General features: G+C 61.9%; 10 protein-coding genes. 1 reads left to right on the forward strand and 9 read right to left on the reverse strand.

Annotation, left to right across the window (positions count from 1 at the left end; translation table 11 throughout):
• Positions 1-281: 281 nt before the first annotated feature.
• The 6 genes from B0919_RS25540 to B0919_RS23700 all read right to left on the reverse strand — a co-directional run bounded on the left by B0919_RS25540 (position 282) and on the right by B0919_RS23700 (position 9,035).
• Complete coding sequence (locus tag B0919_RS25540; protein WP_217701070.1) at positions 282-1,280, reverse strand: sialate O-acetylesterase; 999 nt, start codon at positions 1,278-1,280, stop codon at positions 282-284.
• A complete protein-coding gene (locus B0919_RS25545) occupies positions 1,223-1,819 on the reverse strand; it encodes a hypothetical protein (RefSeq protein WP_217701071.1) in 597 nt (198 codons plus the stop codon). Before B0919_RS25545 ends, B0919_RS25540 begins: the two co-directional genes overlap by 58 nt.
• Positions 1,820-1,894: 75 nt before the next feature.
• On the reverse strand, positions 1,895-2,992 hold the full coding sequence (locus tag B0919_RS23685; protein WP_078014791.1) for a glycoside hydrolase family protein: 1,098 nt from the start codon (positions 2,990-2,992) through the stop codon (positions 1,895-1,897).
• Positions 2,993-3,187: 195 nt separating this feature from the next.
• On the reverse strand, positions 3,188-6,079 hold the full coding sequence (locus B0919_RS23690; RefSeq protein ID WP_078014792.1) for a glycosyl hydrolase: 2,892 nt from the start codon (positions 6,077-6,079) through the stop codon (positions 3,188-3,190).
• A 163-nt stretch (positions 6,080-6,242) separates the two neighbouring features.
• Positions 6,243-7,421, reverse strand: a complete 1,179-nt coding sequence (locus tag B0919_RS23695) for a glycoside hydrolase family 88 protein (protein WP_078014808.1) — start codon at positions 7,419-7,421, stop codon at positions 6,243-6,245.
• Between the two features lie 168 nt (positions 7,422-7,589).
• Positions 7,590-9,035 carry an oligogalacturonate lyase family protein gene (locus B0919_RS23700; protein WP_217701072.1) on the reverse strand — a complete coding sequence of 482 codons (1,446 nt, stop codon included), beginning with the start codon at positions 9,033-9,035 and terminating at the stop codon, positions 7,590-7,592.
• 383 nt (positions 9,036-9,418) lie between these two features.
• On the opposite strand from B0919_RS23700, the gene B0919_RS23705 reads away from it, so the two are divergent.
• Entirely contained in the window at positions 9,419-10,504 is a 1,086-nt protein-coding gene (locus B0919_RS23705; protein ID WP_176133200.1) for a PAS domain-containing sensor histidine kinase, read from the forward strand.
• A gap of 57 nt (positions 10,505-10,561) precedes the next feature.
• On the opposite strand, the gene B0919_RS23710 is transcribed toward B0919_RS23705, so the two are convergent.
• From B0919_RS23710 to B0919_RS23720, 3 genes are all read right to left on the reverse strand, one after another.
• Positions 10,562-10,984, reverse strand: a complete 423-nt coding sequence (locus B0919_RS23710) for a response regulator (RefSeq protein WP_078014794.1) — start codon at positions 10,982-10,984, stop codon at positions 10,562-10,564.
• 316 nt (positions 10,985-11,300) lie between these two features.
• Positions 11,301-12,029 (reverse strand): LytR/AlgR family response regulator transcription factor, encoded by a 729-nt coding sequence (locus tag B0919_RS23715; RefSeq protein ID WP_078014795.1) that lies wholly within the window; start codon positions 12,027-12,029, stop codon positions 11,301-11,303.
• Positions 11,998-13,020: a sensor histidine kinase gene (locus tag B0919_RS23720; RefSeq protein WP_078014796.1), complete on the reverse strand. Its 1,023-nt coding sequence runs from the start codon at positions 13,018-13,020 to the stop codon at positions 11,998-12,000. Before B0919_RS23720 ends, B0919_RS23715 begins: the two co-directional genes overlap by 32 nt.
• Positions 13,021-13,261: the final 241 nt, after the last annotated feature.

Genomic DNA, 13,261 nt, shown 5'->3' on the forward strand with positions numbered 1-13,261 from the left:
CGGTTGTCCCGGCCGCGTCCGCCGCTCGTGCCCGCCCGACCCGGCAGCAGCGGCGCTAACCGCGCCCACTGCGCGTCCGTCAACATTTGCTCCATGTTTCAAGATAATCACTGTTAACACTTCCTAGTTCTTCCATGGGCCAGAGGCTTGTTGCCGGTCCTCCCGAACCACCGACGAAGGACCGTACTACGCCCGAACGAGTCGTCTTGACAACTACCGCTCGGCGGTGGCAAGGCCCTGCCGTTATGCCTCAGGAGGTCGGAATAAATGAAGTGCCACAGCTACCGGCCGCCCTGCGTGGGTGTGCGCCAGTTATCCGTGCGGAAGGGTGACGCGGGCAGGCCGGCGCCGTTGTAGAAGTTGGGAAAGGGCGTGGCCTTCCAGGCGAAGCGCACGGCTACGGGCTGCTTTACGTCGTCGCTCCACACCACCAACTCCTGGCCTTCGATGCGGGCCTGGGCTGGGCGAAACACGCTGTCGGGGCCAGCCACGGTAAACTCGCGCAACGGGCCGTTTTGGGCCACCAAGCCGCCGTCGGTGTACTGGAAGCGCAGGCGCACCTGGCCGTTTTCCGCCTTCATCGATTCGTAGACGGGGCCAGAATAAGGACGCTTTTTGTCCCCGTATTCCTTGGCCAGGGCCCACTGGGCGAGGCGGTGCCCCACCACCTGCTTGTTACGCGGGTGAATGTCGAGGGAGTCGCCCGCGTCGGTGATGACGGCCATGCCGGTGTGCGGCACCGTGCGCATGGTCAGTAGCTGCGCCTCGCGCAAATCGGGCTTGGCCGAGCGGTGCGGGGCAATCTGCACGAAGTAAAACGGCAGGTCGGGCTGGCCCCACTCCTGCCGCCAGCTGCTGATCAGGGCCGGAAACAGGCGGCGGTACTGGTAGCCGCGGTCGGCGTTGTTTTCGCCCTGGTACCAGATGACGCCGCGCAGCGTGTACGGCACCAGCGGGTGAATCATGGCGTTGTAGTTCTTGTAGGGCGACTTGTTGCTGGTCGGGCCCACGGGCTCTTTCGGCGGCGCCCGGCGGGTCTGCGGATTGACGGCCCGCTCCTGCTTGTATTCCTGCTGCGCGGCCTGGTAGGCGGCGTAATCCTGCGGGTACGTGCTGAGGCCGCGCTGGTAGCGCTCCAGGATGGGCCGAAACTCCGGGTCGTTTTCGAGCACTTCGCGCCGCGTCCACGACTCGGCCGGCGTGCCGCCCCAGGTGGAGTTGATCAGCCCGATGGGCACCTTGGTGTGCTCGTACACTTCCTGGGCGAAAAAGTAGGCCACGGCCGAAAACTCCCCACCGTTTCAGAACTGCACAATATCCAGCTGCCGCCCGGCACGTCGGGCTGCGGCGTGTCGGCCGTTAGGTTTTTCACCGTAAACATCTGAATCTGCGGGTAACGGGCCTGGGGCTTTACTTCCGCCTCGTTGAGGACGCCCGAGTACGAGCCGCTGTTGGGCCGCCTGCTGATCGGAAACCCCATGTTGGACTGCCCGCCGCACAGCCAGACTTCGCCCAGCAGCACGTCCTGCACCGTGAGCTTGTTGCGGCCTTCGAAGGTGAGCGTATACGGCCCGCCGGCTTTGCCGGTGGGCACGCGCCCCAGCCAGCTACCCTGCGCGTTGGCCGTCGTCTGCACGCGCTTTCTGCTCCAGCTGGCAGTGATGGTCACCACTTCGCCCGGCGCGGCCCAGCCCCACAGCGCTACCCGGCTTTTTTGCTGAAGCACGAGGTGGTCGGCCAGCAGCCTGGGCAGGGTGATGTTGGCTTGGGCGGGCAGGGCGAGCAACAATGCGGCGGCAAGCAGTGGATACGGGCGCATGGCGAAATGTAGTATGAACTTCAGCGCCGCTGACCGGCGGCTCCGTTCGCGTATTGTTGAACAGTGGCTGGCGGCTCACCCAATCCTGAACACGAACGAGGACGCCGTCATGTACCGGCCGCCCTGCGAGGCGCAGAACAGGTACGCCGGCTTGCCGTCTTTCAGCAGCAGCTGCGGGCGCTCCAGGCGGCCGTAGCGCTTGAGGTGTTTGGGCGCGGGCGGCTCCTGCACGCCGTACTCGCGGATGGGCAAAAAAGCCACTTTGGGGTAGCTCCACTGCCTGCCGTCCTCTGACTCCAGGTACAAGCCGACTTCGTGGTTGTACACGCCCATGTCGCGGGCCAGCAGGCAAAAGCGGCCGTGCTGCCGCCACACAAAAGCGTCCTCAAACTGCTTGTTCTGCTGATTGTCGCCCATCTTCGAAAAGTCGATAACGGGGTTGCCGGCGTACTTCACGTAAGGGCCTTCGAGTCGCTTGGCCACGGCCAGGCCGTACTGGCGGTTGCCGCGCACGGTGGGGTCGGTGGAGGTTTCGTACTCGCGCGTATTCCACGACTTGTAATACAGCCAGTACTGGCCGTTGGGGTGCTTCACGAAGGCCGGATTGGTGGTGCAGTGGTCGTCCCAGCTGCCTTCGGGGCCCGGCAGCAACAGGGGTGCATCGGGCCGCGTCCAGGGGCCTTCGAGGCGGTCGGCAGTGGCCAGGCCGATGCGCTTGGTATTGGTCTTGCCGTTGGAGGTACCCATGAAAAACAGCGCGTACTTGCCATCGACGTGCTGAATGTGCGGGTTGTGGCAGGTGGTGGCGTCCCAGTAGCCGGGGCCGCGCGGGGCCAGCACGGTTTCCTGGTACACAAAGGGGCTTTCGGGCGTGTCAGCCACCGCCCGGCAGATTTCGCAGCCGTTGAGCCAGCCGCCCATGCCCTTGCTCCTGGGCCAGCGCGAGAAGAACACGTGCACCCGGCCATCGGGCCCGTAAATGGGGCTGTTGCACCACACGTAGTACTCCTCCATTTCCAGCCGCCGGCCCACGGGCTTCAGGTACTTGCTGAACCTGGCAAAGCTGCGTTTCGGCAACAACAGCGAGGGTTTGGGCTCGTCGGTCAGGCCGGCCCAGGCCCGCGCAAACGGCGCCAGAGCCAGGCCGGAGAGGAAAGTGCGGCGGGTAAGCATATTTCAATCGTTGTCATCCTGAGCGCAGCAAAGCGGAGCGAAGGACCTTCCCCTCAACCTGCACCAACTGTTAAGTGCAGCCGCTGACGCTCTTGTGCCGGATCATCTTGGGCAAGGACTTAAGCGGCGGCGCGAGGCAAGAGGAAGGTCCTTCAGCTGCAACTCAATGACGTTCTTCTTCCCAACCACTGTGAATTACTGCACCTTTTCCGCCCGCGCCGTGGCTGGGGTCAGCGTCACCGGCCCCAGCAGGCCCGACTCCAGCGGCGCCCACCTGATGGCGGTGAAGAGGCCCTGTTCGTTGCGGTTTTCCTTGAGCTTGGCCGCCAGGTTCACGTTGTAGAAGTATCGGTACTCCACACCGCGGCGGTCCATGTCGCTGATGCGGTTGGCCATGCCGTTGCTCACCAGCACGGTGAGCGTGTTCGAGGCTTTCAGCTGCTCCTTGGGAATGAACACCTGGTACGTGGGGCCGATGAGCGTGCCCAACTCCAGCCCGTTGAGCTGCACGCGGGCACTCTGGGCTACTTTGCCCAGGTCGAGCAGCCAGCCATCGGCCGCGCCGGCGGGCATGGCGAAGCTGGTGCTGTAGGCGGCCGTGCCCGAAAAAGCCCTGGCCGCCTCGCCGAACGTGGTCCACGAGGCTAGCTCCCGCACCTCGGCCCGGGCTGGCAACTGCGGACCGCCCGCCACGAAGCTCACGCTCCAGGGCCCGGCCACGGGCTGCGGCGCGCCGGCGGGCTTGAGGTAAGCGTAGGCCGGGGCGCTGACGGCCGCCTCGTTGGTTTCCAGAATGCACGACTCGCCGGGGGCCAGCTGCACGTACACTTCCGGCGTGCCCAGGCCCGCGGTGCGCACGGCGGCCATGCCCAGCTTCTCGGTCATCGGGTTGTAGAGCGCCACGGCTTTGGCAGCCGTTTGCAGCGGCACCCAGCTATCCACGGGCTTACCGCTCCAGTTCGTCACGAAGTAGTAATGGCCCTGAGCATGGCGTCGACGGATGAATTCCAGTCCGCTGTCAACCATGGTTTCGCGCCGCACGCCCGCAGAGGCCAGCAGCGGATCCACCTCCCTGCCCACGAGCACTGCACCCTTCCCTACTACGGCTTTCTGCACGCCGTTGGCAGCAGCGCCCAGCTTGATTTGCCCAAGCAGCTTCCTGAAGGCTGCCCGGCGCACATCGAGGTTGCCAAGGCCGTTGACGTCGGTGGGAAGGGCATTCTGAAACACGACGGTAGCCCCGCCCTGCGCCAGCTTCAGCAGCTGCTCCAGCGTGGCCAGCGGCATCACCCGCGCCTCGGGCACCAGGATGGTGCGGTACGTGGCGCCGCCGGCTTGCAGGGCCGCGCCGGTGCTTTTCAGGCCCAGCACCTGCTTGTCGCTGATAAAATCGAACCCGTAGCCGCGCTTCAGCAACTCCTCGCCGGTGCTGCCCACCGTCATGCCCTTGAAGCCGTGCTCGATGCCGTCGTAGTGCTGCAAGAGCAGCTTGGCGCGGTCGATGTCGGCCGTGGCGGGCAGCTTATTGGGCTGGGCAAAGGAGTCGTAGGTGGGCAGGTACAGCAGCACGTCGTTGGCCGGCTGCCCAGCCTGCAAAAAGCTTTGGCAGTGCGCCGCGTAGCGGTTCAGCTGGCCGAAATCGGGCCAGAAGGAGTTGTTCGGGTTGAAGTGCACGGCGGCGTAAAACATCCAGCCCGGCCAGGCGGCGGCCTGCGGCGAGTAGTTGGTGCCGTGGTAAAAGATGTGGTTGACGCCGCCGAGCAGCATGCGGTCCACGGCCTTTTTCACGTCGCTCAGGGACGAGAGGAAATGGTCGTTTTCCCAAGTGGCGGTTTCGGCCGAGGTCAGCGGCTTGCCCGTCACGTGCGCGGCCGAGGAGGCAAACTTAATGCGCAACAGGTCCTCCCCTTCCGTCTCGGGAATGTCCGTCACGGCGTAGAGGTCCAGGATATTGGCCGGCGAGCCGTGCGCCTGATTGCGGATCAGCGCGTCGTGGGTTCGGGCCCATTCGCGCCAGGTGCGGGTGTAGTTTTCCAGCAGCAGTTCCGATACCGTTTCGCGGTAGTCGCTGAGCACGCGGCGGTTTTCGTCGTCCGTGGCCTGGGCAAACAGCGCCGGCAGGTGCTGGCGCAGGTCGTAGCCGCGGCGCTTCTGAAACTCCGTGAGCAGCTGGGGGGTCCAGTTGGCCTCACCCTGCGCGTCGTCCACTTCGTAGGAATCATTGAAGAAGGCCCGCAACGCCTTGATGTCACGGCCCTTAAACGCCTCGTCGAAGTGGCGCAGGTAATTCTGCGTGGCCGTTTTGGAGAGGTGGTCGATGACGTCGCCCTCACCGCCGGGGCCGGCGCGCTCCACCTGCTTGCCGTGCCAGCCCTGAAACAGTGCGTACAGCGTCCAGCTGGTGCCGGCCGGCGCCGTCCAGCTCAGCTTGCCGTCGGCGCCCACTTTGCTGGTCAAATCCAGCGCCTGCCCTTTGTCGGAATACGCCATCAGCGCCTGCAGCGGCAGCGGCTTTTCGAAGCGTACCTGGTCAAAGGCGTGCAACTGCAAGTCCTTGTTTTTGGCCACGGGCTGGGCCATGGTTTTCACGTCCATGGGCCGGCCCACGGCGCGCATCATGGGCTTCTGCACGTAGCTCACCGGGCCCGGCAGCTGCTCACCGCCCTTCACCGCGTAAGTCTGGTAAGTCACGTACTTGCAGGCATCCTCGGGGCTCACCCACGGCCCACCGAAGGGCCAGCCCGAGGCCTGCGCCATGTCGATGCCCAGGCCCAGGCGGCTGGCTTCGGTGAGCGTGTAAGTGAGCATGTCTACCCACTTGGGCGAGAGAAAATCGATGAACTGATTCTCGGCCCCCTTCACCCCGTAGATGGTCGTGATTTCCATGCCGCCCAGCCCCGCCTGCTGGTACTGTGTCATCAACCGCGAGAGGTCCTGCGGATTCACGGCGCTGCCCTGCCACCACCAGCGCGTCCAGGGCTTGTTTTGCTGGGTAATGGCGGGCCACTTCGGCGCCTGGGCCCGGGCAGCGGGGTTCGAAGCCAGCACGGCGGCAAGCAGCAGGGAGAAGGCAAGGGTATTCTTCATCGGGAATGCAGAATTGGGGAGCATTTGAGTCAACATCACCTGTCAGCCTTCATCTGGCGTACGCCAAAGGCAAGGATCTTCTCACGCCGGATAGCTCCCATTTGACTTCAGCTGTTCTCACGTGGCGAGGTCCTTCGCTTCGCTCAGGATGACGGACGATTAGTTAGCTCTTGGCCGTAACGGGCGGGTTGTCGACGAACTTGTACAGCTCGGTGCCGGCGAGCAGGAAGCAGCCGAGGCCGTAGTCCTCGAAGTCGGGTTTGGAGTCGTAGGTGACGGGCTGGCTGTCCTTGGGCTCCTTGCCGGTGCCCTGCACGTAGCCCAGAAAGCCGTCCTTGTGCACGCACTCGGTGACCATGGCGTTCCAGGCCTTGGCGACGATGGGCAGGTACTGCTTCTGATCGAGCAGTCCCTGGCGCATGCCCCAGGTCATGCCGTAAACGAAAAGCGCCGTGCCGGTCAGCTCCTTGCCGCCGAAGTGCGTCGGGTCGTGCAGACTCACGTTCCAGTAGCCATCTGGGCGCTGCAGCGGCGGCAGGGCCTTCATCATGGCCAGGAACATCTGCTGGTACTCGTCGCGGTGCGGGGCGTTGTTGGGCATGAGGCTGAGCACGCGCACCATGGCGGCTACCACCCAGCCGTTGCCGCGGCTCCAGTAGCAGTCCTCGCCGTTGGGCTCCCGGTAGGGCGGCACGAAGTCCTTGTCGCGCCACCACAGGCCGTCCTGGGGGTTGAACAGGCCGTTGCCGCCGTGCCCGGTCTTCGCGAAGTCGTAGAGCTGGAACATCTTCTCGAAGTACTTGTCGTCCTTGTAAAGCACGCCGAGCCGGGCAAACACCGGCATGGCCATCTGCAGCGCGTCAATCCAGTTCCAGTCGTCCACCTTGTCCGACTGCACCATGTTGTCGATACTGGCCTTGATGTCACGGATGCGCTCCGGCTGCGGGTCGAGCTGGTAGAGGTCGATGTAGGTCTGGCCGCAGCACTGGTTGTCGGCGTTGCGGTCCGTCACGCCATTGCGGATGCCCCACTGGTGCTTCTGGCCCCAGTCCACGGCGTAATCGTAGTAGCGCTTCTGCTTGTCCACGCCGTACAGCGCCATCAGGCCTTCGTAGTACACGGCGCGCGTCCAGATGTGGCTCGGCCGGGTTTTGTTGGTCACGATTTCCTTGCCCGGGTCAGGCCACTTCTGCATGAAGTAGTCGTTGGCCAGGGTCATCGTTTTGAGCAGGTCCTTCTTCCTGGGCAGCTTGGCGGCTTGCGGGGCCGCAACGGCCCAGCCGGGCAGCAGCAGGCCCGCGCTGAGCAGGCCCAGCGTTTGGCCGAAGATGCGGCGGGTCATTGGGCCGGTGAGCAGGGGCGTGTACATGGGAATGACAGACGAAAAGTGTCGCGGAGTGTCACTCCGCGTGGCGCCTAGGGCGCCAAGGAACGTGGGTTTACAGAAGGCGCGGAACCGCATGGCGGCCTTTGGCCGCCCGCGGAGTATCACTCCGCGCCATTGACAAGGTCAGGAGGCGGTTTTGGCAATTTCCACGGCGTACACCTGCTCTTGCCCCTCGAAGTTGGCCCGGAAGATGAGCCACTTGCCGTCGGGCGAGAAGTGAATATTGGGCTCCAGCTTGTAGCCGTGCTGCTTCATGTTCACCAGCTTTTCGGCTTTGAGCTTGTCTCCTTCCGGCCGGAACAGGTAGATCCACATGCCGTCGGGCGCTTTGGCCACCTGCCCGGCGTCGCCGCCGTCGCCGGCGAAGAGCTTCTGGTCGGGCGACACGTTGAAGTGAATCGACCACTCGTTGCGGTCCATCTGGTAGGCCTTTTCCTTGCCCGTGCGCACGTCGGCGCCGGTTAGGTAGAAGGTCACGCTGCGCGGCTTCTGGTTGTCGAACCAGATGGTTTTGCCGTCGGGGCTGAAAAACTCGTGGCCGGCAATTTCGCCCTCCACCGTACGCTTATGCACCAGCTTCACCTGCTTGGTGCGGGTGTCGATGGTCCAGATGCGGTCCACCTTGTGCCAGGGGCCTTCGTGGCAAAACATAAGCAGGCGCGGGTCGGTGGGCGAAAACTGCACGTGGTTCAGCCACGCCGTATCGGTGAAGAGCTTGGTGAGCTGCCCGCCCTGGGTGCTCACGGTGAACAGGGTGCGCGGCAGCCCGGCCTCGTAAATGCGGTTGAAGAAGTCGTGCTTTTCGGGGTACTGCCGGAAGATTTCCTTTTCCGCGTCGCTGCTCCAGGCCCCGCCCAGCTGGGTTTCGTCGGCGTTGAGCGTGGTGATGTCGGCCTTGAAATCGGCCGGAAAGACGAATACCAGCCGCGTCCGGCGCGTATCCACATGGGTAGCGTACACCGAGTCGCCGGTTTGGTAAAACACCTCCCGCCGCTTCGGTGCCACAATTTCGCCGCCCACCTTCTGCTGAAAATACCGCGTGAGGGGCTGCACCTGCCTGGTTTTCAGGTTTACCATGCGCAGCTGCTTACCCTGCGCGTCGGTGTGGTAGTACACCATCCAGTCACCGTCCCTGCCCGCCAGGAAGGGCCGGTTGTGAAAGTAAAAGCTGGCGTTCTGCCCGTCGGGCGGCGTAAGGCGCATCACGCGGTGGCCGGTGTCCTGATCGAGCCACTGCTCGGGCATGGGCTTCTGGCTGCCGGTGCTGAGCCGGGCCTGGGCCTGCACGGCACCGCTGACCAGCAGTAAGCTGCCGAGGGTCAGCGCGCCGAAACCGCTTGTGTTGATTGCTGCAAACATGTCGGGCAGGATGATGAGGTAGGCGATGGAGCAGAGGTAGTCGGCGGCCGGCTCGGGTGGCAGGTAGCGGACCACGTCGCACAGGGCCAGCGCTACTTTGTCCGGTATGGGTGGCTGAGCCAGCCCCACGCCCGGGCTGGTCAGCCCGAGCCACCCGACGCCTACTGCCGCTACGCCGCGCAGAAATACCGACCTATTGCAGTGAAACATCGGACGTTAGCTTGACCAACGACCCAATAGAACAAATCCGACGCGGGCAACTCTCCTGTACTGTGCGGTACCAATAGTAAGAACTCACTCACCCCGGTCACCGCCCGTCGAACAGTACCAGCATCGGGCACAACCAATAAAACCGCCGTGCCCCTACCGGCTCTGCATTTGTCTGCCAGCAGCGGCTAGCTCTAGTTACGCACTTGGGCCGAGCACCAGACGCACGCCCCGTTATGGCTACCCCACAGATACCGGGTCGGCATACCTGCCCCTGCGCCACCTTAGGATTGTGCGGCCCGGCAGTAGCAAAGACGAGCATTTTACTGGAAATTTGCGTAGTATCTCTCCTTGGTCCTTCCTCTTCCGCCCGCCACATCGCGTTAATGTCGTTTCCCTCCGCGTTCTTCGAGAGCTTCCTGCAGGAGGCCCCTCAGGTGTTCTTCGTCTACGATGTGCCGGGGCGGCGTGTGCAGTACGTCAGCCCGGGCTACGAGCGGGTGCTGGGAGGCCGCTGCACGCAGGTGAATGAGGAGCTGCCCGGTCTGCTCGCCCGCGTGCACCCGGACGACCGGGACCACGCCGCCGATTGCTGGCAACGCTGGCTGGCAGGCCGCCTGCGCGAGCCGTTTGAGCTGCGGCTGCGCTGGGCCGAGGGCCAGGACCAGCACTTGAGTATCACCCCGCACCGGCTGCCGGGCCAGGAAGGCCAGGTAGGCGGCCTGATCGAGGACGTCACGGCCACCAAGGTGATGCTCTGGCACGCCGACAAGTACAACTCCAAGAAGAACACCACGCTGGAAATCCTCTCGCACGATCTGGCCGGGCCCTTCACCCAGCTGGAGCAGATGAGCGAGTACTTTCAGCACACGGTGGCCCCGCTGCAGAACCCGCAGCTGCTGGGCATGATCGAGCACATGCGCGAGCTGTGCCGCGACAGCGTGAACCTGATCCGGGACTTCGTGGACCACGAGTTTCTCGATTCCGTCAACGTGGAGCTGAAGTGCGAGCGGGTGGACCTGGTGGAAAAGCTGCGCCTGGTGCTGGAGCAGTATCAGCTGGGCGAGCGGTTCGTGGGCAAGCGCTTCGACTTCGTGGCTCACGTGGCCCCGCTCTACGTGGAGCTGGACCAGAACAAGTTCATGCAGGTCATCAACAACCTGATCAGCAACTCGATCAAGTTCACGCCCGATGGGGGCGTCATTACCGTCTCGGTAGGGCGCGAGGCAGATCGGGCGGTGGTAGCCGTGTCCGATACCGGCGTGGGCATTCCGGAGAAGCTGCAGGCCGGGCTATTCGAGAAGTTCACCAAGGCCCGGCGCCCGGGCCTGCGCGGGGAGCGGAGCACCGGCCTGGGCATGTCCATTATCAAGACCATCGTGGAGCTGCACGGGGGCCGCATCACCTTCGCCAGCGCCGAAGGAGAAGGCACCATCTTCACCATCGGGCTGCCCTTGCCCCAGGAAGCGTAAACCACCGCTGCGGGGCCGGCGGCTACGCGTTTCGTCGCGGCCTGGCCCACGTCGCCCTTAAGCAGGCGGCAGCTCCCGCCGAAAGAAGGTGCGCAACACATAGTTGACGTTGTCCTTGTTCAGGGGTTTGTTGAGAAACCCGTCCACGCCGAGGGCCTGCACCTGTTCCACGTCGCGTGGGTGCAGCGAGGTGGTGAGCATGACGATGACGGTGGCCTGGCGCTGCCCCGCCGGCAGCTGCCGGTACGCCTGCAAAAACTCGATGCCGTTCATGCCGGGCATGTTCACGTCGAGCAAAATGAGCGCCGGGCAGTCGGGCGTAGGGGTAGCGCAGTGCGCGTGCACCTGGTCCAGCGCCTGCTGCCCGTCCAGGGCTACGAAGATGCGCTCGGCCACGCCTAGGCGCGTGAGTAAAGCGTGGTTGAGGAAATTGGTGGTCTGGTCGTCGTCCACCAGCAGCACACCGGAAAGTTTTTCCATACGGTCGGGTTCGTCCGGGCGGCCCGCCTATAGCGGCCCCCTGGCCGGCCCTATACGCACGTTAGCGACGGAAGTAGACGAAAAACGCAGCACCGACGCACGATTCGCAGTACACTTCGAGCCTACCTGCGTGGTTTTCCACGGTTGTAAAAGGCTCAAAGACGATGCGCACTCCCCTCCCGCTTCGTCAGATAGTTCAACGAAGCGGTAGAGATGCTTCGCCGGGCTCAGCAGAAGTTGAATCCAAAATTCTTAACACGCTTTTGGCGGTACAGCTGACGGAGTAACCCAGAAAAACAATCATTATAAACTCATCCTACTGAAATCCTTTCAGCAGCTTATAAAAAGCCTCGGCATAAGTATCACTGATGGGAATAATCTGGTCGGCAATCTGAATTCTGTTTTTCTCGATGTGGTCGATTTTATCAATAGCAACCAGAAAGGACCGGTGCACGCGCGCGAAATCCTGGGCGGGCAGCAGCTCTTCCAATTTGGCAAAGTTCAAGAGCGTCATAATTTTCTCCTCCGCGGTATGAATCCGTAAGTAATCTTTCATACCCTCCACAAAGAGAATATCGCGAATAGCCACTTTCTGAATGCGGTGGCCCACCTTCAGAAAAATATACTCCGTCTCATTCTTGGTTTCCGCTTTTTCTTCCTTCTTGTTCGGGCTATGCTTGGAGCTTTGTTCCTGGTACAGGCGTAAAACGCTTTTATAAAACCGCTCAAACGTAAAGGGCTTCAGCAGGTAGTCCCGCACCTCCAGCTCATAGGCTTTTAGCGCATATTGGTCGTAGGCGGTAGTCAGGATAATTACTGGTTTGGGATTCAGCATCGGGATAAAACTGAGTCCATCCAGATCCGGCATGTTGATGTCCAGAAACAGCAGGTCGGGTTTGTCTTGCTTTAACGGTCCGGCGGCTTCCAGGGGGCTCCCGTAGACGCCTTTCAGCTCCAGAAAAGAAACTTTTCGGATGTATTCCTCCAGCATCTCCTGGGCCAAGTACTCGTCCTCAATGATGTAGCAGCTGAGCTTTTCTTTCATGCGCCTGTAAGTGAAGGCCGTAGATGGTAAGCACGACCGTAAAGGTGTCGCCGGTGTTCTGAATGCTCAGCGTGTGCTGGCCGGGATACAACAAAGCCAGCCTTTTCCGGACGTTGGGCAGCCCGATGCCCCCCGGTTCTTCCAGCGGATTGGCCGTTTTTTTTCCGATAGGGTTCTGCACGCTGAAGGCTAGGCCATCTTCTTTCACCTCTACCCGCACCTTCAGGTCGCCGGGGGCCAATCGGGCGGGGCTGTGCTTGTAGGCGTTTTCCAGCAGGTGAATGAACAGCAAGGGAGCAATGTAGCACGCTTCCGTCTCGCCCGCTATTTGCAAATCCACCACTGGATTGTTTTTGTACCGAAGCTGCTGCAAACTCACATAGTCCTGCACATAGTCCATTTCCCGCGCCAGCGGAACCGTGGCCGCATTGGACTCATAAATCATGTAGCGCATCAAGGAAGCCAGCTGCATAACGGCCTCCGGGGCGGCGGGCGCCTGTTTATATACCAGTGCGTGGATATTGTTGAGGGTATTGAATAAAAAGTGTGGGTTTATCTGTGATTTCAAATAATGCAGTTCGGCTTCCACAGCCTGTTTTTCCAGCTGCTCTTTCCGGATGGTATTGAGCACCAAGTTCTCGGTAACTCTGGCCAACCAACTCAGGATGATAAAGACCACGGCCGATAACAGATGCATGATATAATATCCGGCATCCGATTCCTTATGATAAAAAAGCAAAAACGGCAAAGGGCCGGTCAATAATATTCCCGCCAGCGCCAGCCAATACTCCCTACCCTTACGCTTACCGGTATAATAGGTCAGCAGGGAGAAATGAGCGTAAAAAACGTATAAACAAGTAGCTATAAATCCTGCAAAGGTGCTCAGCCAATGTACATCACCTTCGCCCCCTAGCTGCAAGCCTACCAACAAGCTAAACAGGGCCCAGAGGGATAGGTGAATCAGCCAGAAGATTTTTTTGATTCGCGCCATAGCACAAAGGTGGTATTTCCGATTCTGCTCCGCGCACCGTCTCGACCAGATGCCCCTTCCAATCTACGAGCGGCGAAACGGAGCCGGCCGGCGCACTGGCGGAAGCAAAGCCAGCCTTGGTCGATTACTTCCCCGCAGTAGCATATCGGGTTTCGCTTTCCGGGCCGGCAACAATTGCTTCGAACAGAAATAGAGCCGGAAAGCATCAGCCAAGGTGCTTTCCTCTCAGAAGACAAACCGA

The organism is Hymenobacter sp. CRA2, from assembly GCF_002007105.1.
Lineage (GTDB): Bacteria > Bacteroidota > Bacteroidia > Cytophagales > Hymenobacteraceae > Solirubrum.